This window comes from Bosea sp. (in: a-proteobacteria), assembly GCF_023953965.1.
Classification (GTDB): Bacteria; Pseudomonadota; Alphaproteobacteria; order Rhizobiales; family Beijerinckiaceae; genus Allobosea.
This window is the reverse complement of the sequence record NZ_JAMLIX010000002.1, coordinates 975,563-1,001,942: the sequence shown is the minus strand read 5'-3', so window position 1 is coordinate 1,001,942 and position 26,380 is coordinate 975,563. Positions and strand designations below refer to the sequence as shown.

Annotated in this window: 22 protein-coding genes; 7 read left to right on the top strand and 15 right to left on the bottom strand. The window is 68.5% G+C overall.

Annotation, left to right across the window (positions count from 1 at the left end; genetic code table 11):
• The 4 genes from frr to M9917_RS19830 form a co-directional block, all read right to left on the bottom strand.
• Complete coding sequence (gene frr / locus M9917_RS19845; RefSeq protein ID WP_297256621.1) at positions 1-564, bottom strand: ribosome recycling factor; 564 nt, start codon at positions 562-564, stop codon at positions 1-3.
• 121 nt (positions 565-685) lie between these two features.
• Positions 686-1,393: a UMP kinase gene (gene pyrH, locus M9917_RS19840; protein ID WP_297256619.1), complete on the bottom strand. Its 708-nt coding sequence runs from the start codon at positions 1,391-1,393 to the stop codon at positions 686-688.
• A 114-nt stretch (positions 1,394-1,507) separates the two neighbouring features.
• Positions 1,508-2,431 (bottom strand): translation elongation factor Ts, encoded by a 924-nt coding sequence (gene tsf / locus M9917_RS19835; protein ID WP_297256617.1) that lies wholly within the window; start codon positions 2,429-2,431, stop codon positions 1,508-1,510.
• Positions 2,432-2,574: 143 nt separating this feature from the next.
• The gene (locus tag M9917_RS19830; protein ID WP_297256615.1) at positions 2,575-3,576 is read right to left on the bottom strand and encodes a 30S ribosomal protein S2; all 1,002 of its coding nucleotides are present in this window, start codon (positions 3,574-3,576) and stop codon (positions 2,575-2,577) included.
• Positions 3,577-3,971: 395 nt separating this feature from the next.
• On the opposite strand from M9917_RS19830, the gene M9917_RS19825 reads away from it, so the two are divergent.
• A complete protein-coding gene (locus tag M9917_RS19825) occupies positions 3,972-5,126 on the top strand; it encodes a GGDEF domain-containing protein (RefSeq protein ID WP_297256613.1) in 1,155 nt (384 codons plus the stop codon).
• Between the two features lie 49 nt (positions 5,127-5,175).
• On the opposite strand, the gene dnaE is transcribed toward M9917_RS19825, so the two are convergent.
• From dnaE to M9917_RS19795, 6 genes are all read right to left on the bottom strand, one after another.
• Positions 5,176-8,649, bottom strand: a complete 3,474-nt coding sequence (dnaE, locus tag M9917_RS19820) for a DNA polymerase III subunit alpha (protein ID WP_297256612.1) — start codon at positions 8,647-8,649, stop codon at positions 5,176-5,178.
• 535 nt (positions 8,650-9,184) lie between these two features.
• Positions 9,185-9,871 (bottom strand): ABC transporter ATP-binding protein, encoded by a 687-nt coding sequence (locus M9917_RS19815; protein WP_297256610.1) that lies wholly within the window; start codon positions 9,869-9,871, stop codon positions 9,185-9,187.
• A gap of 2 nt (positions 9,872-9,873) precedes the next feature.
• The gene (locus tag M9917_RS19810; RefSeq protein WP_297256608.1) at positions 9,874-11,163 is read right to left on the bottom strand and encodes a lipoprotein-releasing ABC transporter permease subunit; all 1,290 of its coding nucleotides are present in this window, start codon (positions 11,161-11,163) and stop codon (positions 9,874-9,876) included.
• 13 nt (positions 11,164-11,176) lie between these two features.
• A complete protein-coding gene (proS, locus tag M9917_RS19805; protein WP_297256606.1) occupies positions 11,177-12,508 on the bottom strand; it encodes a proline--tRNA ligase in 1,332 nt (443 codons plus the stop codon).
• A gap of 111 nt (positions 12,509-12,619) precedes the next feature.
• Positions 12,620-13,120, bottom strand: coding sequence for a pantetheine-phosphate adenylyltransferase (coaD, locus tag M9917_RS19800; RefSeq protein WP_297256604.1), 501 nt, complete (start codon positions 13,118-13,120; stop codon positions 12,620-12,622).
• 60 nt (positions 13,121-13,180) lie between these two features.
• Positions 13,181-13,303, bottom strand: coding sequence for a hypothetical protein (locus tag M9917_RS19795; RefSeq protein WP_297256602.1), 123 nt, complete (start codon positions 13,301-13,303; stop codon positions 13,181-13,183).
• A 161-nt stretch (positions 13,304-13,464) separates the two neighbouring features.
• On the opposite strand from M9917_RS19795, the gene M9917_RS19790 reads away from it, so the two are divergent.
• Positions 13,465-15,336, top strand: a complete 1,872-nt coding sequence (locus tag M9917_RS19790; RefSeq protein ID WP_297256600.1) for an ABC-F family ATP-binding cassette domain-containing protein — start codon at positions 13,465-13,467, stop codon at positions 15,334-15,336.
• A gap of 106 nt (positions 15,337-15,442) precedes the next feature.
• On the opposite strand, the gene M9917_RS19785 is transcribed toward M9917_RS19790, so the two are convergent.
• Genes M9917_RS19785 through M9917_RS19775 form a run of 3 tightly spaced genes read right to left on the bottom strand, consistent with a single transcriptional unit; the run spans position 15,443 to position 17,816 of the window.
• Positions 15,443-15,853, bottom strand: a complete 411-nt coding sequence (locus M9917_RS19785; RefSeq protein WP_297256599.1) for a hypothetical protein — start codon at positions 15,851-15,853, stop codon at positions 15,443-15,445.
• Entirely contained in the window at positions 15,850-16,302 is a 453-nt protein-coding gene (locus tag M9917_RS19780; protein ID WP_297256597.1) for a DNA polymerase III subunit chi, read from the bottom strand. Before M9917_RS19780 ends, M9917_RS19785 begins: the two co-directional genes overlap by 4 nt.
• A gap of 20 nt (positions 16,303-16,322) precedes the next feature.
• On the bottom strand, positions 16,323-17,816 hold the full coding sequence (locus M9917_RS19775; RefSeq protein WP_297256595.1) for a leucyl aminopeptidase: 1,494 nt from the start codon (positions 17,814-17,816) through the stop codon (positions 16,323-16,325).
• Positions 17,817-17,972: 156 nt separating this feature from the next.
• Between M9917_RS19775 and lptF the strand changes: the two genes are divergently transcribed.
• Genes lptF through rsmA form a run of 5 tightly spaced genes read left to right on the top strand, consistent with a single transcriptional unit; the run spans position 17,973 to position 24,775 of the window.
• A complete protein-coding gene (lptF, locus tag M9917_RS19770; RefSeq protein ID WP_297256593.1) occupies positions 17,973-19,166 on the top strand; it encodes an LPS export ABC transporter permease LptF in 1,194 nt (397 codons plus the stop codon).
• Complete coding sequence (gene lptG, locus M9917_RS19765; protein ID WP_297256591.1) at positions 19,166-20,257, top strand: LPS export ABC transporter permease LptG; 1,092 nt, start codon at positions 19,166-19,168, stop codon at positions 20,255-20,257. Before lptF ends, lptG begins: the two co-directional genes overlap by 1 nt.
• 37 nt (positions 20,258-20,294) lie before the next feature.
• Positions 20,295-22,856, top strand: coding sequence for an LPS-assembly protein LptD (locus M9917_RS19760; RefSeq protein ID WP_297256589.1), 2,562 nt, complete (start codon positions 20,295-20,297; stop codon positions 22,854-22,856).
• 33 nt (positions 22,857-22,889) lie between these two features.
• Positions 22,890-23,891 (top strand): 4-hydroxythreonine-4-phosphate dehydrogenase PdxA, encoded by a 1,002-nt coding sequence (gene pdxA, locus M9917_RS19755; RefSeq protein WP_297256587.1) that lies wholly within the window; start codon positions 22,890-22,892, stop codon positions 23,889-23,891.
• On the top strand, positions 23,888-24,775 hold the full coding sequence (gene rsmA, locus M9917_RS19750) for a 16S rRNA (adenine(1518)-N(6)/adenine(1519)-N(6))-dimethyltransferase RsmA (RefSeq protein ID WP_297256585.1): 888 nt from the start codon (positions 23,888-23,890) through the stop codon (positions 24,773-24,775). The genes pdxA and rsmA overlap by 4 nt, the downstream gene beginning before the upstream one ends.
• A 24-nt stretch (positions 24,776-24,799) precedes the next feature.
• Here the strand turns inward: rsmA and gmk are convergent, their stop codons facing one another.
• Together gmk and M9917_RS19740 are read right to left on the bottom strand one after the other, a co-directional pair.
• Entirely contained in the window at positions 24,800-25,444 is a 645-nt protein-coding gene (gene gmk / locus M9917_RS19745) for a guanylate kinase (protein ID WP_297256583.1), read from the bottom strand.
• Between the two features lie 6 nt (positions 25,445-25,450).
• Complete coding sequence (locus M9917_RS19740) at positions 25,451-26,332, bottom strand: YicC/YloC family endoribonuclease (protein WP_297256581.1); 882 nt, start codon at positions 26,330-26,332, stop codon at positions 25,451-25,453.
• Between the last annotated feature and the right edge of the window lie 48 nt (positions 26,333-26,380).

Below are 26,380 nucleotides of genomic sequence, written 5' to 3'. Positions count from 1 at the left end.
TCAGACGTGCAGGATTTCCTTTTCCTTCGCCGCCAGCGCCTGGTCGATCTCCACGATATGCTGATCGGTCGCCTTCTGGACAAGGTCGGTGTTGCGGGCGGCGTCGTCCTTGGTCAGGTCGCCGTCCTTCTCGAGCTTCTTGACGACGTCGATGCCGTCGCGGCGGACATGGCGCACCGCGACCTTGGCCTCCTCGGCATATTTATGCGCGACCTTGACCATCTCCTTGCGGCGCTGCTCGTTCAGCTCCGGGATGCGGATGCGCAGCACTTGCCCTTCCGTCTGCGGGTTGAGGCCGAGATCGGATTCGCGCACCGCCCTGTCGACCGCCTGCACCATCGAGCGGTCCCAGACCTGGACCGAGAGCAGGCGCGGCTCCGGCACGGAGACGGTCGCGAGCTGGCTCAGCGGCGTGCGCGCGCCATAGGCTTCGACCTGGATCGGGTCGAGCATGTTGGCGGAGGCGCGACCGGAGCGCAGCGAGGCGAGATCCCCCTTGAAGGACTGCACCGCACCGGCCATGCGGCGCTTGATGTCGGCGAGGTCGAACGTCGTCTGGGCCATTTCAATCGGGACCTTGCAGAGAAGCGAAAACCGGCGCGACCATGGCGGCGGGGCCGCCCAGGGTCAAGCCGACATCCTCGAACAGCACTTTCCCTCGCGCCGGGCAAGGGAAAAGCGGCCCTCAGGGCGTCACATAGGTCGCCCTGCCCTCGCCGCGCAGCACGGCGGCGAGCATGCCGGGCTCGGCGATCGAGAACACGACGATGGTCAGGCTCGCGTCGCGGGCGAGCGCGAAGGCGGCGGTGTCCATCACCTTGAGGTCGCGCCTGATGGCGTCCGCATGGGTCAAAGTGTCGTAGCGGGTCGCGGCCGGGTCCTTCTTCGGGTCGGCGCTGTAGACGCCGTCGACCTGCGTCGCCTTGAGCAGATGGCTGCAGCCGAGCTCGGCCGCGCGCAGCGCAGCGCCGGTGTCGGTGGTGAAATAGGGGTTGCCGGTGCCACCGCCGAGGATGACGACCTTGCCGTTGCTGAGATGGTCGAGGGCGCGTTTGCGGGCGTAGCTCTCGCAGAGCGAGGGCATCGGCACCGCCGACATGGCGCGCGCCGGGGCGCCGGCCGCCTCGATGGAATGTTCCAGCGCCAGCGCGTTCATCACCGTGCCGAGCATGCCGATCGAATCGGCGGTGGTGCGGTCGAGCCCCTTGTTGAGCCCCTGCACGCCGCGGAAGAAATTGCCGCCGCCGACGACGATGCCGATCTCGACGCCCTCATGCGAGGCATGGGCGATGTCGGCGGCGAGCGCCGTCAGCGTGGCGCCGTCGAGCCCGTTTCCGACAGGTCCCGCAAGGGCTTCGCCGGAGAGCTTCACGAGAACGCGTTGGGGTCTCATCGATCGTCTCTCCGTCTTCAGCCGGGACCGGACGCGATTCGCCGCGGCCCTCCCTTCCTTACAAAAAAAAGGCCGCGCGATGCGCGGCCTTTCTGTCATTCATGCGGGAGCCTGTCAGCCCGCGGTGCCGGCGGCGGCGGCGACCTCGGCCGCAAAATCCTGCTCCTCCTTCTCGATGCCCTCGCCGAGCGCGAAGCGGGCGAAGCCGGTGAGCTTCACGGCAGCGCCGAGCTTGCCCTCGGCCTCCTTGAGGACCTGCGAGACCGATTTCGAGCCGTCATGGACATAGGCCTGCTCGAGCAGGCAGTTCTCCTTGGCATAGCTCTTCAGGCCGCTCTCGGTGATCTTCTCGAGCACATGGGCGGGCTTGCCGGCGTTCTTCTCGGCCAGGATCGCCTTCTCGCGCTCCAGCACCTCCGGCGCGACCGAGGCGAGGTCGAGCGCGACCGGGTTCGTCGCCGCGACATGCATGGCAAGCTGGCGGCCGAGCGTGGCGAGCTCGTCGCCCTTGGCCGTGGTCTCCAGCGCGACGATGACGCCGATCTTGCCGAGGCCCTCAGTGATCGCGCCGTGGACATAGGAGCCGATCAGGCCGGACGAGACCTTGAGCGAGGCGACGCGGCGCAGCGTCATGTTCTCGCCGATGGTGGCGATGGCGTTGGCGATCGCCTCCTGGACACTGCCGCCGCCGGGATAGTGATGGCCGAGCAGCGCCTCGACGTCGCCGCCGCGCTCGAGCGCGACATCGGCGATGGTCTTGGCGAGCGCCTGGAACTCGGGGTTGCGCGCGACGAAGTCGGTCTCGGAATTGACCTCGACGACGACGCCTTCATTGCCCTGCACCGCGACGGAGACAAGGCCCTCGGCAGCGACGCGGCCGGCCTTCTTGGCGGCCTTGGCGAGGCCCTTGGCGCGCAGCCAGTCGATGGCGGCCTCGAGATTGCCGTCATTGGCGGAGAGCGCGGTCTTGCAGTCCATCATGCCCGCGCCGGTCTTGTCGCGGAGTTCCTTCACGAGTGCGGCGGTGATCGCTGCCATGGTCTCAGATCCTTATGGTCGGTGCGGCACCGGTCCGAGACCGGGCGCAAATCGAAAATCGTGCGGACGCCTCAAGGGGCAACGCCGACGCTCCGTTTCCGGCCGTCGGCGCTGACGAGCGTCTAGCGGGAGCGCGGCGCGGATTACGCGTCGGCGAACTCGCGGGCCTGGGCGACCCAGCCCTCGCGGTCGATCTTGCCGCCGAGCTTGAGGTCGTGGTCGATCTTGCTGACGTCGGCCGGCGACATCGCGGCGATCTGCCAGAAATGGTAGATGCCGCCGTCGTTCAGCTTCTGCACCGCGTCGGGGCCCATGCCCGAAAGCTTGGTCAGGTCGTCGGGCGCGCCGCGCGGGGCGGTCAGCACCTCGAAGACCTGGCCCTCGGCTGCGGCCGGCTCCAGCGCTTCCTCGACCACCGGCGCTTCGGCCGCGCCGACATCGATGCCCTGGTCGCCCGAGGCGCGGCCGATGCCGTCGATCGCCGAGCGGGCGATCAGGTCGCAATAGAGCTGGATCGCGCGGCCGGCGTCGTCATTGGCCGGGACCGGGAAGGTGATGCCGTCCGGGTCCGAGTTCGAATCGACGATCGCGGCGACCGGGATGCCGAGGCGCTGGGCCTCCTTGATCGCGAGCTGTTCCTTGTTGGTGTCGATCACGAAGATCATGTCGGGCGTGCCGCCCATGTCCTTGATGCCGCCGAGCGCCTTCTCGAGCTTGTCGCGCTCGCGCGACAGCATCAGGCGCTCCTTCTTGGTGAGGCCCGTACCGCCGCCGTTGAGCAGTTCGTCGACCTTGCGCAGGCGCTGGATCGAGGCCGAGATGGTCTTCCAGTTGGTCAGCATGCCGCCGAGCCAGCGGGAGTTGACATAATACTGGGCCGAGCGCTTGGCCGCATCGGCGATGGCGTCCTGCGCCTGGCGCTTGGTGCCGACGAAGAGGACGCGGCCGCCGCGGGCGACGGTGTCGGACACGGCCTGGAGCGCGCGGTGCAGCATCGGCACCGACTGCGACAGGTCGAGGATGTGAATGTTGTTGCGGACGCCGAAGATATAGGGCGACATCTTCGGGTTCCAGCGATGCGACTGGTGGCCGAAATGGGCACCGGCCTCGAGCAGCTGGCGCATGGAGAAATCGGGCAGAGCCATGGTGTTCTAGTCCTTCCGGTTGAGCCTCTGGAGCGCGAATGAACAGGGCATAAGCTGCCGCGTCACCGGAACGCCCCGGAAAACGGGGCGATGCGCTCCATGTGGAATGGCCTGCGCCTTACAGGGGATGACCGCGCAATGCAAGCCGGTGGCTCGGAAAATCCCACGGGCCTTGAGGCCGATCCGGCGCGAATCGCGTAGAACCGCATTCGGCCCGCCCCATGGGGCGGGTGCCGCCATCAGGCCGCCTTCGCACAAGGTGCCGTTGCGGAATCGGCATCAATGAGTTGTAAAAGGTCATGGGGGATATCTAGAGGCCGTCGCCTCCGCGCCCCCATGCGGAGGCTGGCGTTCCCGCCTGTCTCGTCAAACAGCCGGAGGAATTCGAAATCGGCGTGATCCTCGACCTGCGGACGATCTTCGTCACCGGCGCGCTGACCTGCTTCATCATCGGCGCGATGCAGCTGATGACCTTCGCGACCGGACGCTTCACCCGCAACCCCGTCTGGTGGGGCGTCAGCAGCCTGTGCATCGGCACCGGCCTGCTGGGCACCGCGTTGCGCGGCGCGATCCCCGACATCGCCTCGATCGAATTCGCCAATACCGCGCTGTTGGCGGGCTGCCTGCTGCTGCTCTTCGGGATCCGGAATTTCGCCGGCCGCAGGCTCGACTGGTTCGGCTTCGGCGTGGTGCTGCTCGGAACCTGGACGCTGCTTTCGCTGTCGCCCGGCCCGGAAGGCTATGCGACGCGGGTCATGGTCGTGTCGACGGTAATGGCGCTCTGCGACGCCGCGATCGTGCGCGAGGCTCTCCGGCTCGGCCGGCAGGAAGGGCTGCGTTCGGCCTGGCTCCTCGCCATCCTGTTCGCGCCGACCGTCGTGGTCTATGCCGGGCGCATCGCGCTCGCGGCGCTGGACCAGGTCGGCACCACGCTGTTTCCGGCGGAATCGGGCGCGACCGGATGGCTCGCCGCCAGCGGCGTCGCCTTCATCATCCTGAGAGGCCAGGCTCTGCTCCTGCTCTCGGCCGAGCGCAGCAACCGGATGCTGGCGACGCTGGCCAGGCGCGATCCGCTGACCGGCGCCATGAACCGCTCCGGGCTCGAGCAATGGCTGGCGCAACAAACGCACGGCGAGCAGCGGGCGGCGCTGCTGCTCGTCGACATCGATCACTTCAAGCGCCTCAACGACACGCTCGGCCATGCGGCGGGCGACCGGATCCTGCGCGTCTTCGCCGCCGCCGTGCGCGATGAGCTGCGCAGCACCGACATCCTGGCCCGGCAGGGCGGCGACGAATTCGCGATCATCCTGCCCGATATCGGCGTCCGGGAGGCGGTGAGGGTCGCCGAGCGCATCCGCCACGCCTTCCGCGACAAGCTCGCCGACCTCGCCGAGGCCCGCCTGCGGCCGACGCTCAGCATCGGCGTGGCGGAGGCCGGGCTCGGCGGACGGGAGCTCGACGACCTTCTGGTCGAGGCCGACGAAGCGCTCTATCGCGCCAAGCGGCTCGGCCGCGACCGCGTCCAGGCCCAGCTCTCCTCGGCGGCGTGAGGCGGGCGAAGCCCCGGAATGACGGAGGTGGTTCCGCGCTGCCGCGCCCCTACTGCAGCCGCACCTCGACCACGCCCGGCGCGGCGCGCACGGCATTGGCGATCTGCTGGTTGACCGGGAACCTGCCGGGCAATTCGATCTCGACCTCCTGGGCGCCGTCGTCGATGATCATGACGACCGAGACCTTGCCCTCGGCGCGCAGCGCCTCGCGCGGGCGAATCCGCTCGGCAAGCGAGGTCAGCGCCCTGTCGTCACGCAGATAGACCACGAGATCCTGCTTCTGGCGCGCGGCGAGGCCGTCCAACTCCTCGGCATCCTCGATGCGGGGCCTGGCCTCCTCGCCGTCGAGCACGGCCGAGAGGCGCAGGACCAGCGCCCTGCCCGGCTCGAGCAGATCGCGCAGGCGCATCAACCCTTCCGAGAACAGCACCGCCTCGAACTGGCCGCTCGGGTCCGAGAGATTGACGATGCCCATCTTGGAGCCGGATTTGGTCCGCCGTTCCGACTTGTCGATGACGGAGACCGCGACCTTGCCGACGCCGGTGCCGTTGGCGCGCACCGTCCGGGCGAAATCGGCATAGTGCTGCACGCGCAGGCGCTTCAGCACCTGGGCGTAATCGTCGAGCGGATGGCCGGAGAGGAAGAAGCCGACCGCTTCGTGCTCACGCCTGAGCTTCTCGGCCGGCGCCCAGGGCTCGACCTGCGGGATGCGGAAGGCTTCCTGCACCACGCCGCCGCCCAGCAGGTCGAACTGGCCGGCGGCGGCCTCGTCGCGGGTGCGGTTCGAGAGGGCCAGCATGCCGTCGATCGCGGCCATGGCCCGCGCCCGATCCTCCTCCAGCTCGTCGAGGGAGCCTGCGGCGATCAACGCCTCCAGCGTGCGGCGGTTGACCAGCCTCGTGTCGATCCGCCGCGCGAGATCGGCGAGGTCGCGGAAGGGGCCGCCCGCAGCGCGCGCCGCCACCAAGGCCTCGACCGCCGCCCGGCCGACGCCCTTGATCGCGCCGAGCGCGTAGAAGATCTTGCCCTCGGCGACGTCGAACTCGACGCCGGAGCGGTTGATCGCCGGCCGCTCGACCTTGATGCCGAGCCGCTCGGCGTCGCGGCGGAATTCCGAGAGCTTGTCGGTGTTGCCCATGTCGAGCGTCATCGAGGCGGCGAGGAACTCGACCGGGAAATTCGCCTTCAGATAGGCGGTCTGGAAGGCGACGATGGCATAGGCCGCCGCATGGCTCTTGTTGAAGCCGTAATCGGCGAACTTCGCCAAGAGGTCGAAGATCTCGGAGGCGATGTCCTTCTTGATGCCGCCCTCGATCGCGCCCTTCACGAAACGGTCGCGCTGGGCGTCCATCTCGGCCTTGATCTTCTTGCCCATGGCGCGGCGCAGCAGGTCCGCCTCGCCGAGCGAATAGCCGGACAGCGCCTGCGCCACCTGCATCACCTGCTCCTGGTAGACGATGATGCCGTGGGTCTCGCGCAGATAGGGCTCCATGCCGGGGTGGAGATATGTCGGCTCCTCCAGCCCGAGCTTGCGGCGGCAATAGGTCGGGATGTTGTCCATCGGCCCCGGCCGGTAGAGCGCGACCAGCGCGATCAGATCCTCGATCCGGTCGGCCTTCATCTCGACCAGCGCCTTGCGCATGCCGGCCGATTCCACCTGGAACACGCCGACCGTCTCGCCGCGCGCCAGCATGGCGTAGGTCGGCGGGTCGTCGAACGGCAATTTGGCGAGGTCGATGGCGATGCCGCGCTGGGCGATCAGCTTCACCGCCGTGGTCAGCGTCGTCAGTGTCTTGAGGCCGAGGAAGTCGAACTTCACCAGCCCCGCCTGCTCGACCCATTTCATGTTGAACTGGGTGACGCGCATGCCGGTGCGCGGATCGACCGAGAGCGCGACGAGCTGCTCGAGCGGGCGGTCGCCGATCACCACGCCTGCGGCGTGAGTCGAAGCATGGCGGTGAAGCCCTTCCAGCTTCTGGCCAATTTCGAGGAGGCGGGCGACGATCGGCTCCTCGGCGGCGGCCGATTGCAGCTTCGGCTCGCCCTCGATCGCATCCTTCAGCGAGATGGGCTTGGCCGGGTTCTGCGGCACCAGCTTGGTCAGCTTGTCGACCTGGCCGTAGGGCATCTCCAGCACGCGGCCGACATCGCGCAGCACGCCGCGCGCCAGGAGCGTGCCGAAGGTGATGATCTGGGCGACGCGCTCCTGCCCGTAATGATGCTTCACATACTCGATCACCTCTTCGCGCCGGTTCTGGCAGAAATCGATGTCGAAATCGGGCATCGAGACGCGGTCGGGATTGAGGAAGCGCTCGAACAGCAGGCCGAAGCGCAGCGGGTCGACGTCGGTGATCGTCAGCGCATAGGCGACGAGCGAGCCCGCGCCCGAGCCGCGGCCGGGCCCGACGGGGATATCCTTCGCCTTGGCCCATTTGATGAAGTCCGAGACGATCAGGAAATAGCCCGGAAACTTCATCCGGGTGATGATCATGAGCTCGAAATCGAGCCGCTTCTCGTAATCTTCGACGCTGTAGCCCTCGGCCGGGCCGTGCTTGTCGAGGCGCTGGCGGAGGCCGGCGCGGGCCTGCGCCTGAAGCTCCTCGGCCTCGTCGCGGCCCGCCTCGCCGAAGCGCGGCAGGATCGGCTTGCGCGGCAGCACGCGCCAGTGGCAGCGCATCGCGATCTCGACCGTGTTCGTCAGCGCCTCCGGCAAATCGGCGAAGCGCTTCTGCATCTCGGCGCGCGAGGCGAAGTAATGCTCCGGCGTAACACGGCGGCGCTCGCCATCCGAGACGAGCCGCCCTTCCGCCACCGCCAAGAGCGCGTCATGGGCGTCGAAATCGGCGGGCTTGGCGAAGAAGGGCTCGTTGGTCGCGACGACCGGCAACTCGGCATCATAGGCGAGGCGCAGCAGATGAGCCTCCCGCGCCGCCTCGCCGTCAGCGCCATGGCGCTGGATCTCGACATAGAGCCGGTCGCCATAGATGCCCTTCAGCGTCGCGAGCCGCGCCGCCGCGAGCGGAAGCTGGCCGCCGCGCAAGGCCGTGTCGACCGGCCCGTAGGGCCCCCCGGTCAGGGCGATCAGCCCGGCGTGATGGGCGCAGAGGCGCTCGATCGTCGTCACCGGCTGGCCGGCGCCGCCGGTCGCCAGCGCCGCCTCGCTGACGAGCTTCATCAGATTGCCGTAGCCGGCCTCGTCCATGGCGAGCAGGACGATATGCGGCAGGCGCTGGGCTTGCGCCGGCTTGCGGCCGCCCTCGCCCTCGTCGGCGAAATCGACCGAGAGCTGGACGCCGGCGATCGGCTGCAGGCCCGCCCCGGCGAGCTTCTCGGAGAATTCAAGACCGCCGAAGAGATTGTCGGTGTCGGTCAGCGCCAGCGCCGGCTGGCCGTCGGCGGCGGCGAGCTTGGCGAGGGTGGAAATCGTCATCGCGCCTTCGAGCAGCGAATAGCTCGAATGGACGTGCAGGTGCACGAAGCCGATCTTCGGGAGAACGCGCCCCTCGCCAGCTTCGCGACCCATAGCCCTCTCCCGCCGCGGCGCGACTCGCCCGCCCGTTCCGTCCGTTATGGCGCCGGGACGGCTCCGGCGTCGAGGGCCCGCCGCCGCATCTGTGGATGGCTCCTGCCGCGATCAGACATGCGGGCCGGTGAGGATCGCAGCCCACAGCCAGATCATGCCGAGGAAGACGCAAAGCGAGGCGATCTCGGCAATGCCGGCGGCGAATTTGCGCGTTATGGTCATGGCGAACCTCCTGTGTTCTTGATAGGTTCAGATTAGTTCATGTTTTGTTCTCGTCAATATCGGGGCGGCCCGCTTCCTGCACGAGGGTTAACGAAATCCTGTCGCTGAAAAGGGGCTCCTACCTTTGAAAAGGCGCTCCCACCTCGTCATTCCGGGGCTTCGCGTCAGCGAGGAACCCGGAACCCACGACCGGGTGAGCCGCCGACAACCCGGCATGAGATGTTCCACCCGGTCGTGGGTTCCGGGTTCGCGCCTTGAGGCGCGCCCCGGAATGACAGCCGTGCGAGATCGATGAAAGCCGTGCCCCGACCGCCTAAAGCTTGACGACGAGCCCTTCGCGGATCGTGACCTGCCGGTCCATCTGGCGGGCGAGGTCGAGGTTGTGCGTCGCGATCAGCGCCGCCAGCCCCGAGGCGCGGGCCAGCGCCATCAGCGTGCCGAAGACGTGCTGCGCCGTCTGCGGGTCGAGATTGCCGGTCGGCTCGTCGGCGAGCAAAAGGCGCGGCCCGTTGGCGACCGCCCGGCCGATGGCGACGCGCTGCCGCTCGCCGCCGGACAATTCGCCCGGCAGATGGTCGAGCCGGTCGCCGAGCCCGAGGAAGCTCAGGAGCTCGGCCGCCCGCTCCTCGGCGAGGCCACGCCCGAGCCCGCGGATGCGCTGCGGCAGCACCACGTTCTCCAGCGCCGTGAATTCGGGCAGGAGATGATGGAACTGGTAGACGAAGCCGATCTCGGTGCGGCGCAGCCGCGTGCGCGCCCTGTCGTCGAGCTTTGTCGTGGCGAGCCCGCCGACGAAGACCTCGCCGGCTTCGGGCTTCTCGAGCAGGCCGGCGACGTGCAGCAGCGTCGACTTGCCGGTGCCGCTGGGCGCCACCAGCGCCACGACCTCGCCGGGCCAGAGCGCGAAATCGGCCTTGCGCAGCACCTCGAGCGGCCCGTCGGCCTGCGGATAGAAATGCTCGACCTGCGACAGGAAGAGCGCGGGCATATCCTGGCCCATGCTCAGCCCATCCTCAGTGCTTTGACGGGATCGAGCCTCGCCGCCTTCCAGGCCGGATAGAGCGGCGCGAGCAGCGACGTCACCAGCGCCATCACCACGACGCTGGTGACGTCGCGCCAATCGACGACGGAGGGAATGTCGCTGAGGAAGCGCACGGTCGGGTCCCAGAGATTGGCGCCGGTGATCCAGTTCAGCACGGCCATGATCGACTTGATGTTGTGCGAGAACAAGAGGCCCAGCACGAAGCCGGCGAAGGTCCCGGCGACGCCGATCGAGGTGCCGGTGATCAGGAAGACGCGCAGGATCGCGCTCCGCGTCGCGCCCATCGTGCGCATGATCGCGATGTCCTCGGTCTTGTCCTTCACCAGCATGATCATGACGGAGATGATGTTCAGCGCCGCCACCAGCACGATCAGCGTCAGGATCAGGAACATCACGTTGCGCTCGACCTCGAGCGCGTTGAAGAAGCTGCGGTTGCGCTGGCGCCAGTCGGAGAGGACGAGCGGGCGCGGCGCGTCGGCCTCGATCGCGTCGCGCACGGCCTGGGTCCTGTCGGGGTTGTCGACGAAGATCTCGATGACGTTCACGTCGCCGTCGCGGTTGAAATAGGCCTGCGACTCGGCGAGCGGCATGTAGACGAAGGTGCCGTCGAACTCGGTCATGCCGATCTCGAAGATCGCCTTGACCGGATAGGCCTTGATCCGCGGCGCCGTGCCGAAGGGCGTCGAGGCACCCTGGGGCGAGACCAGCGTCATCATGTCGCCGACCTGGAGGCCGAGCGCGTTGGCGAGGCGGATGCCGATGGCGACGCCGGGCGGGGCGGCATCGAAGCCCTCGAGCGTGCCGGATCGGACGTTGCCGCCGATGAAGGGAATCTCCTTGATGTCGGCCTCGCGCACGCCGCGCACCAGCACGCCGTTGTTGCCGGTCTGCGAGGAGGCGAGCGCCTGCCCCTCGACCAGCGGAATGGCGAGCTTGATGCCGGGAATCTTGCGCAGCCGCTCGGCGACGCTGTCGTAATCGTCGAGCGGGCGGTCGATCGGGGTGGCGAAGATATGGCCGTTGACGCCGACGATCTTCTCCAGGAGCTCCTTGCGAAAGCCGTTCATCACCGACATCACGATGATCAGCGTGGCGACGCCGAGCATGATGCCGAGGAAGGAGAAGGCGGCGTTGACCGAGACGAAGCCCTCGCGCCGGCGCGAGCGCAGATAGCGCCCCGCGAGCTGCCATTCAAAGCCGGCGAAGGGTTTCGTGCCGGTCGGGACGTCCGCGCTGTCGCCCACGCTCATGCCCGGCGTCCCGTCACGCCGCCCTGCCCCTGAAGCGGTCGAGCGCGGCCTCGAGCGAGACGATCTCGCGCTCGCCGCCGGCGCGGCGCTTGATCTCGACCTTGCCCTCGCTGAGCCCCTTCGGGCCGACGATGACCTGCCAGGGCATGCCGATCAGGTCGGCCTTGGCGAATTTGGCGCCCGGCCGGTCGTCGGTGTCGTCGAGCAGGGCGTCGTAGCCCTTGGCGATGAGGTCCTGGTAGATGCGCTCGGAGGCACCGTCGCTCGCGGCGTCGCCGGGCTTCAGGTTGATCACCGCGATGTCGAAGGGGGCGATCTCGTCCGGCCAGACGATGCCGGCCTCGTCGTGCCCGGCCTCGATCAGCGCCGCGACGAGGCGGCTCGGGCCGATGCCGTAGGAGCCCATATGGACGGCCGTCTGCTGGCCGTCCGGCCCGGTCACGGTCGCGCCCATCGGCTGCGAATATTTCGTGCCGAAATAGAAGATGTGGCCGACCTCGATACCGCGCGCCGAGACCCGCTTGCCCTCGGGGATCGCCGCGAAGGCGTCCGCCTCGTGCATCTCCTCGGTCGCGGCGTAGAGGCTCGTCCATCTGTCGACGAGGCCCTGCAGGCCGGGGCGGCTGTCGAAATCGGTATCGGCCGCCGGCGTCTCGAAATCGAGATAGTCGCTGTGGCAGAAGACCTCGCTCTCGCCGGTCGAGGCGAGCACGATGAACTCATGGGACAAATCGCCGCCGATCGGGCCGGTATCGGCGCGCATCGGGATCGCCTTCAGGCCGAGCCGGGCGAAGGTGCGCAGATAGGCGGTGAACATCCGGTTATAGGCATGGCGCGCGCCGGCCTGGTCGAGATCGAAGGAATAGGCGTCCTTCATCAGGAATTCGCGCCCGCGCATCACGCCGAAGCGGGGGCGGACCTCGTCGCGGAACTTCCACTGGATGTGGTAGAGGTTGAGCGGCAGGTCCTTGTAGGACTTGACGTAGGAGCGGAAGATCTCGGTGACCATCTCCTCGTTGGTCGGGCCGTAGAGCATCTCGCGGTCGTGCCGGTCCCTGATGCGCAGCATCTCCTTGCCATAGGCGTCGTAGCGCCCGCTCTCGCGCCAGAGATCGGCCGACTGGATCGTCGGCATCAGGATCTCGATGGCGCCGGCGCGATTCTGCTCCTCGCGCACGACATTGCTGATCTTGTCGAGCACGCGCAGGCCCAGCGGCAGCCAGGAATAGATCCCCGCCGCCTGCTGGCGGATCATGCCGGCGCGCAGCATCAGCCGGTGCGAGACGATCTCCGCCTCCTTGGGCGTATCGCGCAGAAGGGGCAGGAAATAGCGGGAAAGACGCATCGGGAAACCTGTCGGAGGGCCCCGCGCGGGATCGCGCCGGGATCGCTGGAACGAGTCGCTTCTACCCGAGAGACACCATCGCTCTCGGCAAAATGCAAACCAAAAGCGTGTTCAGCCCTTGGCGAAGCGCGCCTTCAGCGCCGCGAGCACGGGCGCCGGCACGAAGGGCGAGACGTCGCCGCCCATCGCCGCGATCTGACGCACCAGCGTCGCGGTGATGAAGCGCACGCCGGGCGAGGCCGGCAGGAAGACCGTCTGCAGATCGGGCGCCATGGTGCCGTTCATCCCGGCCATCTGCATCTCGTAATCGAGGTCGCTGCCGTCGCGCAGGCCGCGGATGATGAGGCTCGCCCCGGCGCGCCGCGCCGCATCGACGGCGAGATCGGCGAAGGTCACGACCTCGAGCGAGGCGCCCCTCGCCTCGAGCAGCGGCCCGGCGACCGCGCGCAGCAGATCGGCGCGCTGATCGACCGTGAGCAGCGGCGTCTTGCCGGGGTGGACGCCGATCGCCAGGACGAGCCGCTCGCACAGGCCGGCCGCCGCCGCGATGACGTCGGCATGGCCGTTGGTCACGGGATCGAAGGAGCCGGTGTAGAAGGCGGTGCGGGTCATCAAGGCCAGCGTTAGCGGCTGGGCCGGCAAACCGCAAGCATGTCAGCGGGTTGTGAGCCCTCAGGACAGCGGCACGAGCGTGGTCAGCGCGGCGGCGCTGCCGACGACGATCGAGACAAGGATCATCAGCGACGCCACCGCGGAGGCGCGGCGGGGGCTGGCATAGGGCTGGCAGAGATTCATGGGCGGTAGCCTTGAAGCGAATCGCGACATATCCGGTTGCCCTTGGGTGAGGGCCGCAGCGGGCGGGGCCGAGGCGATATCATGACGAAACCGTGTCATCGGCGGCTCGGCTCGGCTTTCGATTGCCTTTTGCGGCGGCGCATGGCCTAAACCGGCCCGCCATGCTGACGATCAACGACATCACCTACCGCCTCGGCGAGCGCCTGCTCATCGACCGGGCGAGCGCCGCCATTCCCGACGGCGCGCGCGTCGGCTTCGTCGGCCGCAACGGCACCGGCAAGACCACGCTGTTTCGGATCATCACCGGCGATCTCGGCACCGAGGGCGGCTCGATCAGCCTGCCGAAGGGCCGGCGCATCGGCGGCGTGGCGCAGGAGGCGCCGGGCGGGCCGGAGAGGCTGATCGAGGTGGTGCTCGCCGCCGATACCGAGCGCACGGCGCTGATGCAGGAGGCCGAGACGGCGACGGACCCGCACCGCATCGCCGAGATCGGCACGCGGCTTGCCGATATCGGCGCGCATGCGGCCCCGGCGCGGGCGGCGATGGTGCTGCACGGGCTCGGCTTCGACGAGACGGCGCAGCAGCGCCCCTGCTCCGATTTCTCGGGCGGCTGGCGCATGCGCGTCGCGCTCGCGGCCGTGCTGTTCTCCGAGCCCGACCTCTTGCTGCTCGACGAGCCGACCAATTATCTCGACCTCGAAGGCACGCTCTGGCTCTACGATTATCTCGAGCGCTATCCGCATACCGTGATCGTCATCAGCCACGACCGCGAGCTGCTCGATACCTCGGTCGACCACATCCTGCATCTCGACCAGGGCAAGCTGACCCTTTATCGCGGCGGCTATTCCTCCTTCGAGAAGCAGCGCGCCGAGAAGCAGATGCAGTTGTCCCGCGCCCGGGAGAAGCAGGAGGCCGAGCGCAAGCACCTGCAAGCCTTCGTCGACCGCTTCAAGGCCAAGGCGAGCAAGGCCCGCCAGGCGCAGTCGCGCGTCAAGCGGCTGGAGAAGATGCAGGCGATCGCGACCATCGTCGACCGCGACGTGCAGCCCTTCGTCTTCCCGGGCCCGGAAAAGCCGCTCTCGCCGCCGATGATCGTGCTGGAGGACGCCAGCGCCGGCTATGGCGAGCGCAAGGTTTTGTCGCGGCTCGACCTCTCGCTCGCGCCCGACGACCGGATCGCGCTGCTCGGCGCCAACGGCAACGGCAAATCGACCTTCTGCAAGCTGATCGGCGGGAGGCTTGCGCCCCTATCCGGCACGATGAAGTTGTCGAGCAAGCTGGAGACCGCCTATTTCGCCCAGCACCAGCTCGACGAATTGCGCATCGAGGATTCGGCCGTCGGCCATCTGCGCGACCTGATGCCCGATGCGCCGGAAGCGAAGGTCCGTTCCAAGGCGGCGCAGATCGGCTTTCCCGCCGCCAAGGCGGATACACCGGTGAAGCTTCTCTCCGGCGGCGAGAAGGCGCGGCTGATGCTGGGGTTCGCGACCTTCCACGGGCCGCATCTGCTGATCCTCGACGAGCCGACCAACCATCTCGACATCGACAGCCGCACCGCGCTCGTCAACGCGATCAACGACTACCCCGGCGCGGTCATCCTGGTCAGCCACGACCGCTTCCTGATCGAGGCCTGCGCCGACCGGCTCTGGCTCGTCGGCGGCGGCACGGTGAAGAATTTCGACGGCGACATGGACGACTACCGGACCTATGTGCTCGGCGCCGCCAAGGCCGAGCGGCGCGGCAAGCCGGCGCCTGAAGCCGCCGCGAAGCCCAAGGCCGACGAGCGCAAGGAGGCCGCGACGAAGCGGGCGGTGCTGGGGCCGCTCAGGCAGAAGCTCAACCTCGCCGAAGCGCGCATCGCCAGGCTGACCGGGCTGATCGAGAAGGTCGACGCGGCGCTCGCCAACGGCGCCTTCGCGCGCGAGCCCGACAAGGCGCTCCAGATCTCGCGCCAGCGCGCGGAACTCTCGGAAGCGTTGGCCGCGGCCGAGGAGGAATGGCTCGCGCTGGGGGAGGAGCTGGAGAGCGCGTGAGGCGGTTGCATGACGCCATGGCAGGCCTCGGGAACCGCCGCTCGGAACCCCTCTTCCTATGGGAGAGGGTTCCCCGCGGCTGATCTTTCCGCAGCGCGCGTGCGGGTCACCCCTGCCCCGGCTTGACGATGCGGCTCAGGCGGTTGTCGGTGAACAGGTAGATCTCGCGCCCGCCGGGCTCCGAATAGAGCACCTGCACCTCGCGCTGGCCCTTGCCGCTCTCGCCGACCAGCACGTCGGTCGGGCGGGCGCCCTTCAACTTGACCAGCTCGCATTCGGTGATGCCGGGCGCGATCTCCTGCGGCAGCGGCCGGGTCGAGGGATCGAGCGAGGCCCCGACGCTGCATTCGCCCTCCGGCGTCAGCACCGGCTCGCCCGTCGAGATGCCGGCGCTGGCGCTGGCGGTCGTCGTCGTGGTGACGCCGTCCTTCTTTTGCGACTGGAAGGCGAAGCCGCCCATATCGACCGAGCAGCCGGCGAGGGCCGCGGTGCAGAGGAGCAGAACGGGCAGTCTCACGCTTTCTTCTCCCAGCGGCCGGCCTCGTCCTGCTGCCAGTAGCTGGCGGCATGGCCCGAGGCCCTGGCCTTCTTCCAATCCTCGCGGGCGGCAGAAAGCGCCTCGGGATCGTCTCCGTCGAATATCAGGACGATGCGCTCGTAATCCTGCATTGCGTCGGGAATGCGGACACCGTCGGCGCAGATGCGCACCTGCGCCCCATTCGGATTATGCGCCTGCGTCGTCAGCACGACCGGGTTCTGTGCCGCATCCGCCTCCATCGCCGTGACATGCGGCAGGAAGCTCTCGTCGGCATAGGTCCACAGATGGTCGTCGAGCGCGCTCAGCCGCTCCTGGCTCGAAACCTCGACGACGGCTTTCTGGCCGCGCGACAGGGCGCGCATCAGGATCGTCGGCAGGACCTGCTCCAACGGGCGCGATTGCAGGTGGAAGAACAGGATCTCAGCCATGGACCACCCGCATCGCCACCTCACCCCTCGTAATGATCGGCGACCAGCCGGTCGAGCAGGCGCACGCCCCAGCCGGGCCCCCAGGAGCGGTTGATCTCGCTGTCCTTGGCGGCCATGCCGGTGCCGGCGATGTCGAGATGCGCCCAGGGCGTCTCGCCGACATGGCGCTGGAGGAACTGCGCGGCCGTGATCGAGCCGCCATGGCGGCCGGCGGCGTTCTTCATGTCGGCGAATTTCGAATCGATCATCTTGTCGTAGGCCTTGCCGAGCGGCAGGCGCCAGACCGTCTCGCCGGTGGCGGTGCCGGCCGCGGCGAGCCTCGCGGCGAGCTCGTCGTCGTTGCTGAACAGGCCGGCATGCTCCTGCGCCAGCGCCACCAGGATCGCGCCGGTCAGGGTCGCGAGGTCGATCATGAAGCGCGGCTTGAAGCGCTCCTGCGTGTACCAGAGCACATCGGCCAGCACGAGCCGGCCCTCGGCGTCGGTGTTGATGATCTCGATGGTCTGGCCGGAGAGCGAGGTGACGATGTCGCCGGGGCGCTGGGCGTTGCCGTCCGGCATGTTCTCGACGAGGCCGATCACGCCGACCGCGTCGACCTTGGCCTTGCGGGCGGCGAGCGCCTGCATCAGGCCGACGACGCAGGCCGCGCCCGCCATGTCGCCCTTCATGTCCTCCATGCCGGCGCCCGGCTTCAGCGAGATGCCGCCGGTGTCGAAGGTGACGCCCTTGCCGACGAAGGCGACGGGCTTCTCGCCCTTGCCCGCTCCGTTCCAGCGCATGACGACGACGCGGCTTTCGCGGCGCGAGCCCTGGCCGACGCCGAGCAGCGCGCGCATGCCGATCTTCTTCAGCGCCTTCTCGTCGAGGATCTCGACCTCGACGCCGAGCTTCTCGAGCTTTCCCGCCCGCTCGGCGAATTCCTCGGGATAGAGGACGTTGGGCGGCTCGTTGACGAGGTCGCGCGCCTGGATGACGCCGGCGGCGACGGCGTCCGCCGCCTTGAGGGCCTTCTTCAACGCCGCCGGATCGGCCGTGCGCAGCGTGACGGCGCGCGGTTCGGCCTCGTCCTTGTCCTTGCTCTTGGTCTTGTAGCGGTCGAAGGCATAGGCGCGCAGCCTGAGGCCGAGCGCGAGATCGGCGCCGTGCTGCGCGTCGATCTTGCCCTCGGGCAGCGCGAGCACGATCTCGGCACTGCGCCCCGCGCCAAGCCTGCCGGCGATCGCGCCGCCGAGCTTGACGAAATCGAGCCCGGCGCGCTCGTCCTGCGCCCCCACGCCGATGGCGATCAGGCGCTCATAGGGCGCGCCTTCCGGCGCGGGCAGCGTCAGCCCGGAGAACGCCTTGCCCTTGAAGCGCTCGGCGGCGGCGGCCCGCGCCAGCAGCGCCTGCGCGCCTTCGCCGGCCGGTCGCCTCGCCGCCTCCGGCAAGGCGAGCGTGTCGGAGACGAGGACCACGAGGTCCTGCCCCTCGACGGCGTCCGGGGCTTTGATCTCGAGCTTCAGGCGCTGCGACATGATCCGCTCACAATCTTGCGAAAACTGGCTGGGAAGGACGGCGACGGCTAAGGCGCGAACGATTCCCGTTTGCGCCATCCTCGCGCCTATACCATAGGGTTGCGTCCGACGAACCATCCCGAGGGCTTTCGCCCTCGCCTTGCCGGAAACGACTTAGTGACGCTCAACCGCCTCGACCGCTACATCCTGAAGATCGCGGCGGTCGCGGCGATCGTGCTGCTTGTCGGCCTCACCGGCGTGATCTGGGTGACGCAGGCGCTGCGCGAGGTCGATCTCGTCACCGGCAAGGGCCAGACGGTCCTGATCTTCCTGACCGTGACGCTGCTTTCGCTGCCGGCCCTGATCGCCGGCATCGCGCCGGTGGCGCTGTTCATGTCGACGCTCTACACGCTGAACAGGCTCAACGGCGATTCCGAGCTGATCGTGATGAATGCCGCGGGCGTGGCGCCGCAGCGCATCACCCGCCCCTTCCTCGTGCTCACGGTCATGACCGCGCTCGCCGTCGCCTGGATGACGGTCTCGGTGATGCCGGCGAGCTTTCGCATGCTGCGCGACCTGATCACGCTGATCCGCGCCGATTTCGTCGCCAACGTCGTCAAGGAAGGCCAGTTCGTCTCGCTCGATTCGGGCGTCACCTTCCATTACCGCGAGAAGGCCGGCGACGCGCTGGTCGGCATCTTCATGCAGGACCGGCGCGATCCGGCGCAGCCCTCGATCTATCTGGCCGAGCGCGGCCGCACCGTCGAGGCAGAGGGCCAGAGCTTCCTGATGCTGGAGAAGGGCACGATCCAGCGCGAGACCAGGAACACCAGCACGACCTCGATCATCTCCTTCGAGCGCTATGCGCTGAACCTCTCGGCGCTGACCGGCGATTCCAGCGGCGGCCCCGGCGAGGGCGACGGCGACAAGGTGATCTACAAGCCGCGCGAGCGCTCGACCTGGGATCTCCTGCGGCAGGACCCGAACGAGCCCTACTACAAGATCCAGGAAGGCCGCTTCCGGGCCGAGCTGCACAACCGGCTGTCAGCGCCGCTCTATCCCTTCGCCTTCATGCTGATCGCGTTCGCCGCCATCGGCGAGGCGCGCACCACCCGCCAGGGCCGGGCCCTGGCGATCCAGTCGGCGATCATGATCGTCGGCGCCACCCGAATCGCCGCCTACGCCGCCTGGACCGCGAGCGTGCGCTCGCCCTTCGCGGCGGCGCTGCTCTACATTCTGCCGATCGCCGCCATCGTCCTGGCCACGGTCTTCATCTTCCACGGCGCGCGTATCCAGCCCGCGCTGGCGCGCCTCGTCGCCCCCCTCGCCGCGCCGCTCAGCGGGCTCGCGGCCCGTTTCCGGCGCGCCTGATGCTGCTGTTTACAACCTTCGGCCGCTATCTGACGAGGCGCTTCGCGCGCGCCATCGTCGGGGTCTTCAGCACTTTCTTCTTCCTGATTGGGACGCTCGATTTCGTCGAGCTGATGCGCCGCGCCGGCGATTCGCCGATCGCGACGACGCCGCGCATCGTGCAGCTCGCCCTGTTCCGGGCGCCGGCGGTGGCCGAGCAGATCTTCCCCTTCGCGGCGCTGTTCGGCGGCATGTTCGCGCTCCTGACGCTGAGCCGGAAGCTCGAGCTCGTCGTCGCCCGCTCCGTCGGCGTCTCCGCCTGGCAGTTCCTGCAGCCGGCCGCGGCCGTCGCGGGCGTGATCGGGCTGATCTCGATCATGATCTACAATCCCGTCGCCGCCGAGCTGAAGCGCAAGGGCACGGCGCTCGAGACGCGCCTGTTCGTCCGCTCCGGCGGCAAATCCGGCCTGTCCCAGGAGATCTGGCTGAGGCAGCGCAGCGTCGACGGCCAGGCGATCGTGCGCGCCGCCGGCGCCCTGCCCGACGAGGACGGGCTCAGCCAGGTCGCCTTCTTCGTGTTCAACCCGGACGGCAGCTTCAAGGAGCGCATCGATGCCCGGCAGGCCCTGCTGCGCCCGGGGCACTGGGAGCTTTCCGATGCGCGCACCACCTCCGCCACGGAAGAGCCGCAAAGCTACAAGAGCTATGTGCTCGCGACGACGCTGGAGCCCGAGCAGATGCGCCAGAGCTTCACCCCGCCCGATGCGGTGGGCTTCTGGTCGATGCCGGCGGTGATCGAGCGGACGCGGCGCGCCGGGCTCGATACGACGCCTTACGAGCTGCGTTATCAATCGCTCATGGCGCGACCGCTGCTGCTGATCGCCATGGTGCTGGTGGCAGCATCCGTTTCCTTAAGATTTTTCCGTTTTGGTGGTGTGACCAAATTGGTGATAGGTGGTGTCGCGGCCGGCTTCGTGCTCTATGTCGCGACACAACTGTCGGAGGAACTCGGATCGTCGGGAATCGTCAATCCGGTCGTCGCGGCGTGGTTGCCCGCAGCATTGGGTGCGATGCTGGGGGTGCTCGCCCTCCTCCATCAGGAAGACGGGTAAGAATTACTGTGCCTATGGTTAATGGCGAGTTGACGAGATGGTTCCGGGCGTGAACCGCATGGCGCGCCTTGCGGCGGCGACGGCGCTCGCCACCAGCCTGGCCTATCTCATGGCCGGGACGGCCCATGCCCAGAACCGGGCGGCCGGCGGGCAGCCCGCGGCCGCGGCCCCGGCCAAGCCGCAGGACCGCATGGTCGTCGATGCGCGCGAGCTCGTCTACGACAACGACAAGAAGACGGTGGCGGCCGTCGGCGACGTCCAGATCCTGTATCAGGGCCGTACGATCGAGGCCGACCGCGTCATCTACGACCAGGGCGCCAAGCGCGTCATCGCGATCGGCAACGCCCGCATCACCGAGGCCAACGGCACGGTCATCACCGGCGACCGGTTCAACCTGACCGACGATTTCCGCGACGGCTTCATCGACTCGCTGCGCGTCGTGAACCCGGACAAGACCCGCTTCTCGGCGCCGCGCGCCGAGCGCACCGACGGCGAGACCTTCGTCTTCGACAAGGGCATCTACACGGCCTGCGAGCCCTGCAAGGACAATCCGGAACGGCCGCCGCTCTGGCAGGTGCGCGCCGCGCGGATCATCCACAAGAAATCCGAGCAGACGATCTATTACGAGGATGCCCGCGTCGAGTTCGCCGGCATCCCGATGGCCTATATCCCCTATATGTCGGGGCCGGATTCGACGGTGAAGCGCAAGACCGGCTTCCTGTCGCCGCACTTCATCAACACCTCGGCGCTCGGCTACGGCGTCGGCCTGCCCTATTTCCTCAACCTGGCGCCGAATTACGACCTGACGCTGACGCCGACCTATTTCAGCCGCCAGGGCTTGCTGGGCCAGGTGGAATGGCGCCACCGGCTGATGAACGGCTCCTACACGATCCGGGCCTCGGGCATCTTCCAGCAGGACAAGGAAGCCTTCCTGCCGAGCCCGCTCGGCCCGCGCGACAAGGAGTTCCGCGGCTCGGTGGAAACCAGCGGCAAGTTCTTCATCAACCCGCGCTGGACCATCGGCTGGAACGCCTCGATGTCGACCGATCGCTGGTTCTACAAGAACTACCGCATCCGCAACGAGGCCCTGAGCAATACCACCTATCTCCAGGAAGCGATCTCGACCGCCTATCTGAACGGGCAGAGCGAGAGCGCCTGGTTCGACCTGCGCGGCTATTATTTCCAGCCCCTGAACTACCAGGACTGGCAGAAGCAGCAGCCCGTCGTGCTGCCCGTGCTGGACTACGACAAGCGGGTCCACAAGCCGTCCTTCCTCGGCGGCGAGCTCTCCTTCAACGTCAACGTCACGAGCCTGACGCGCGATACCGCCGCCTTCACCGAGCTGCCGCAGCAGCAGAGCTATCTGATCACGGGCGCCGGCTATTCGCTCTATGACGGCTGCGCCGTCTACGACAAGAACCACTGCCTCGTGCGCGGGCTCGCCGGCCATGTCTCGCGCGCCACGGCCCAGCTCGCCTGGCGACGCAACTTCATCGACCCGATCGGCCAGATGTGGACGCCCTACGCCTCGGTCAGGGCCGACGTCTTCTCGATCAACCCCGACACCGGCGGGCTGATCAACTCCCGCGTCGCGACCATCGCCGACACCTCCGACGAGGTGTTCGGCCGGGTCATGCCGGCGATCGGGCTGATGTACCGCTATCCCTTCGTCGCCCGGACCGGCTGGGGCACCCATATCGTCGAGCCGGTGGCGCAGATCGTGGCGCGCCCGAACGAGACCAACAGCCTGCGCGTCGCCAACGAGGATGCGCAGAGCCTGGTCTTCGACGCCAACAACCTGTTCGAGTGGAGCGGCAAGTTCTCCGGCTTCGACCGCGTCGAGGGCGGCACCCGCGCCAATGTCGGCGCGCTCTATACCGGGCGCTTCGGCAAGGAAGCCTTCGCCAACCTGCTCATCGGCCAGTCCTTCCAGCTCGGCGGGCGCAACTCCTTCGCCACCGGCGACCTGGTCAATACCGGGCTGAACTCCGGCCTCAACACCCGCAACTCCGATTACGTGGCCCGCGCGCAGTTCTCGCCGTTCAAGGGCTTCTTCCTGACCGGCGCGACGCGGCTCGACGCGACGACCTTCGAGGCACAGCGGATCGACGCCGCCGCGACCTATTCCAGCAGCTTCCTCTCCACCTCGCTCGGCTATGCCCGCTACGAGCCGCAGCCCGATCTCGGCATCCAGCGGCGCCGCGAGGGCCTTTCGCTCAGCGGCTCGCTGAAAGTCCTCGAGAACTGGCGGGTGCGGGCGAGCGTGCTGTTCGACCTCGACAAGTACAAATACGACCGCGAGCGCTTCCGGGCCGCCTATGCGTCCTATCTGGCGGCTCCGACCGTGGCGGCGATGCCGATCTATCCGAATACCGGCCCGTTCCAGACCGCCGGGACCTCGTTCGGCATCAACTACACCGACGAGTGCACGATCTTCGACGTCAGCTATTCGCAAAGCTACGCCGACCGCCAGGCCGGAGCGACGAAGGACACGCGCACGATCATGTTCCGCCTCGAACTGCGCACGCTGGGCGAGATCAGCTACTCGCAGAACCTCAGCGCGAGCTCGACGAGCGACGGCGTCAGCTCGTCGAACTAGGGCGGATCCTGGATTCTCGCCGCGGAGCACGTCTTGCCGGCAAAGCCGCTCGCATTGACACAGGGCGACCCGGCCGGCATCGGGCCGGAGCTGACGCTGCGCGCCTGGCTGGAGCGGCGCGAACGCGCGCTTTCCCCTTTCGCCTGGATCGGCGACCCCGGTCATCTCGCCGATCTCGCCGGCCGGCTCGGCTGGAGCGTGCCGCTCAGGACCTGCGGCTGGGACGATGCCGGCGCCGTCTTCGACGCGGCGCTGCCGGTGATTGCGCTCGACGGCCCGGCCGGTGTCGAGCCAGGCAGGCCGGACCCCGCGACGGCCTTGGGCACGATCGCCTCGATCGACCGTGCGGTCGCAGCGGCGGAGGCCGGCCAGGCTTCTGCCATCGTGACCAATCCGATCACGAAATCAGTGCTTTACAAGGCAGGCTTCAAGCACCCCGGCCATACCGAATATCTGGCGCATCTGGCGGCTCACGGCGGCGTCGCGCCGCGCCCGGTGATGATGCTGTGGTGCGAGACGCTCGCCGTCGTGCCGGTGACGATCCATGAGCCGCTGCGCCTCGTGCCCGAGCTCCTGACCACGGCGCTGATCGTCGAGACCGGCCGGATCGTCGCGGCGGGGCTGCGAAGCCACTTCGGCATCGCTTCGCCCAGGCTCGCGGTCGCCGGGCTCAACCCCCATGCCGGCGAGAACGGCGCGATGGGCCACGAGGACGCGGGCGTCGTCGCGCCGGCCGTCGCGCAGTTGCGCGCCGAGGGCATCGACGCGCTGGGCCCCTATCCGGCCGATACGCTGTTCCATGCCCGCGCGCGCGCCGGCTACGACGCGGCGCTGGCGATGTATCACGACCAGGCGCTGATCCCGATCAAGACCATCGCCTTCGACGAGGGCGTCAACGTCACGCTCGGCCTGCCCTTCATCCGCACCTCGCCGGACCACGGCACGGCCTTCGACATCGCCGGAAAAGGCATCGCGCGGCCGGACAGCCTCTGCGCCGCGCTGAAGCTCGCCGCCCGGATGGCGGACGCCTCGTGAGCCGGATCGACGAGCTGCCGCCGCTGCGCGAGGTGGTGGAGCGCCATGGGCTGACGGCGCAGAAGGCGCTCGGCCAGAACTTCCTGTTCGATCTCAACCTGACGAGCCGGATCGCCCGCGCGGCCGGGCCGCTCGAAGGCCGCACGGTGGTCGAGATCGGCCCCGGCCCCGGCGGACTGACGCGCGCGCTTTTGGCCAACGGCGCCGGGCGTGTCGTCGCGGTCGAGCGCGACCGGCGCTGCCTGCCGGCTCTCGCCGAGATCGCGGCGCATTATCCGGGAAGGCTGACGGTCATCGAGGGCGATGCGCTTTCCGTCGACCTGACGCCCTATCTGGCGGGCGAGCGGGCGAGGATCGTGTCCAACCTGCCCTACAACATCGGCACGCCGCTGCTCACCGGCTGGCTCGGGCTCGAGCCCTGGCCGCCCTGGTGGGATGGGCTCACCCTGATGTTCCAGCGCGAGGTCGCCGAGCGGATCGTCGCGACGCCGGCCGAGCGGGCCGATTACGGCCGGCTCGCCGTGCTGTCGAACTGGCGCTGCGAGACGAAGATCCTGTTCGACGTGCCGCGCAGCGCCTTCGTGCCGCCGCCGAAGATCACCTCCTCGGTCGTCCAGCTCCTTCCACGCGAGCGGCCCGAGCCCTGCGAACGGCGCCTGCTGGAGCGGGTGACGCTCGCAGCCTTCGGCCAGCGGCGCAAGATGCTGCGGCAGAGCCTGAAGGCCGTGCTGCCCGACCCCGCCCCGCTGATCGCCGCGGCCGGGCTTGCCGAGACGGCGCGGGCGGAGGAAGTGCCGGTCTCCGGCTTCGTCAGGCTGGCGAACTCGCTGGGCGAAGCGCTACCGCCGTCATTCCGGGGCGCCGGAAGGGCGAACCCGGAATGACGAGGGCAGCGCAACGACGCCCGGTCAGGGCATCTCCTCGGCGAGCAGCCGGTCGACGAAATCGCCCAGGCCCACGGCGCGGCTGCGCTTCAACCGCTCGGCCGTCAGGATCGCCTTGATCGATTCATAGGCCGCCTGGAGATCGTCGTTGACGATGACGTAGTCGTACTGGCTCCAGCGGGCGATCTCGTCGCGCGCATTGGCGAGGCGCTTGGCGATCACCTCGGCTGCATCCTCCGCCCGGCGGATCAGGCGCGAGCGCAGCTCCGCCATCGAGGGCGGCAGGATGAAGATGGTGACGACGTCGGGCCGCGAGCGCTTGACGATCTGCTGGGTGCCCTGCCAGTCGATGTCGAACAGCACGTCGCGGCCGGCGGCGAGCGACGCCTCCACCTCCTTGCGCGGCGTGCCGTAGCCGTTGCCGTGCACCTCCGCCCATTCCAGCAGGTCGTTGTGCTGGCGCATGGCATCGAAGGTCGGGCGGTCGATGAAGCGGTAATGCACGCCCTCGATCTCGGAGGGGCGCTTCGGCCGCGTCGTCACCGAGATCGAGAGGTCGAGATTGTTCTCGCTCTTGAGATTGCGCGTCAGCGTGGATTTGCCGGCGCCCGAGGGCGAGGACAGGATCAGCATCAGGCCGCGGCGGGCCGGGCGAAGGGTCTCGGCCATCAAGGCTCACTCCACGTTCTGGACCTGCTCGCGCATCTGGTCGACGACCGTGCGCAGCTCGAGCCCGATGCGCGACAGGCCGGGATCATTGGCCTTGGCGCAGAGCGTCGAGGCTTCGCGGCCGAATTCCTGCGCCAGGAAATCGAGCTTGCGGCCGATCGGCCCGCCCTTGTCGAGCAGCTCGCCGAGCGCCTCGACATGGGCGTGGAGGCGGTCGACCTCCTCGCGGATATCGGCGCGGACCGCCAGCAGCGCCGCTTCCTGATGCAGGCGCTGCGGATCGAAGCCGTTGTTCGCCCCGATGAGCGCCTCGACCTGCTGGGCGATGCGGGCGCGGATCGCCTCAGGCGTGCGGGCCGGATGCCGCTCGGCTTGCCCGGCGAGCCCGGCGATGGTTGCAAGATGGCCGCGGACGATGGCCTCGAGCGCCCGCCCCTCGGCGGCGCGCGCCTCCTTGAGCGCCCGGGCCACGGCTTCGAGGCCGGCAAGCGCCGGCGCCTCGAGCGCGCTGAGGGCATCTTCGGCCTCGTCGGCATAGTCGACGACGCCGCGGATGCCGAGCAGGCCGTCATAGGAGGGCGGGTTGATGCCGGCGGCCGGCGGCAGCTTCGCCACCGCCTCGAGCAGCGCGGCGAGGATCGCCTCGTTGACGCGCGGGCGCGGCGGGCCGGCGTCGCTGGTCACAGCGAGGTTGACGTGCAGCGTTCCGCGCGAGAAGGCGCCGCCGAGCGCTTTGCGGGCCGCCTCGGCGAGAACCTCGAAGCCGGGCGGGACCCTGACCCTGAGATCGAGCCCGCGCCCGTTGACGCTGCGGATTTCCCAGGCCCAGCCATGGACCCCCGCCGTGCCGGCCGCTCGGGCGAACCCCGTCATGCTTTCGATGGCCATCGCCCTGCCGCCCCGGTTTACGATCGGGCCGGACCGTAGTGGCGCGCC

Bases quoted from the DNA above. Each gene is read 5' to 3' on its own strand.
- frr (WP_297256621.1), bottom strand. From the start codon at position 564: ATGGCCCAGACGACGTTCGACCTCGCCGACATCAAGCGCCGCATGGCC.
- pyrH (WP_297256619.1), bottom strand. From the start codon at position 1,393: ATGAGACCCCAACGCGTTCTCGTGAAGCTCTCCGGCGAAGCCCTTGCG.
- tsf (WP_297256617.1), bottom strand. From the start codon at position 2,431: ATGGCAGCGATCACCGCCGCACTCGTGAAGGAACTCCGCGACAAGACC.
- M9917_RS19830 (WP_297256615.1), bottom strand. From the start codon at position 3,576: ATGGCTCTGCCCGATTTCTCCATGCGCCAGCTGCTCGAGGCCGGTGCC.
- dnaE (WP_297256612.1), bottom strand. From the start codon at position 8,649: ATGGGTCGCGAAGCTGGCGAGGGGCGCGTTCTCCCGAAGATCGGCTTC.
- M9917_RS19815 (WP_297256610.1), bottom strand. From the start codon at position 9,871: ATGGGCCAGGATATGCCCGCGCTCTTCCTGTCGCAGGTCGAGCATTTC.
- M9917_RS19810 (WP_297256608.1), bottom strand. From the start codon at position 11,163: ATGAGCGTGGGCGACAGCGCGGACGTCCCGACCGGCACGAAACCCTTC.
- proS (WP_297256606.1), bottom strand. From the start codon at position 12,508: ATGCGTCTTTCCCGCTATTTCCTGCCCCTTCTGCGCGATACGCCCAAG.
- coaD (WP_297256604.1), bottom strand. From the start codon at position 13,120: ATGACCCGCACCGCCTTCTACACCGGCTCCTTCGATCCCGTGACCAAC.
- M9917_RS19795 (WP_297256602.1), bottom strand. From the start codon at position 13,303: ATGAATCTCTGCCAGCCCTATGCCAGCCCCCGCCGCGCCTCCGCGGTG.
- M9917_RS19790 (WP_297256600.1), top strand. From the start codon at position 13,465: ATGCTGACGATCAACGACATCACCTACCGCCTCGGCGAGCGCCTGCTC.
- M9917_RS19780 (WP_297256597.1), bottom strand. From the start codon at position 16,302: ATGGCTGAGATCCTGTTCTTCCACCTGCAATCGCGCCCGTTGGAGCAG.
- M9917_RS19775 (WP_297256595.1), bottom strand. From the start codon at position 17,816: ATGTCGCAGCGCCTGAAGCTCGAGATCAAAGCCCCGGACGCCGTCGAG.
- lptG (WP_297256591.1), top strand. From the start codon at position 19,166: ATGCTGCTGTTTACAACCTTCGGCCGCTATCTGACGAGGCGCTTCGCG.
- M9917_RS19760 (WP_297256589.1), top strand. From the start codon at position 20,295: ATGGTTCCGGGCGTGAACCGCATGGCGCGCCTTGCGGCGGCGACGGCG.
- gmk (WP_297256583.1), bottom strand. From the start codon at position 25,444: ATGGCCGAGACCCTTCGCCCGGCCCGCCGCGGCCTGATGCTGATCCTG.
- M9917_RS19740 (WP_297256581.1), bottom strand. From the start codon at position 26,332: ATGGCCATCGAAAGCATGACGGGGTTCGCCCGAGCGGCCGGCACGGCG.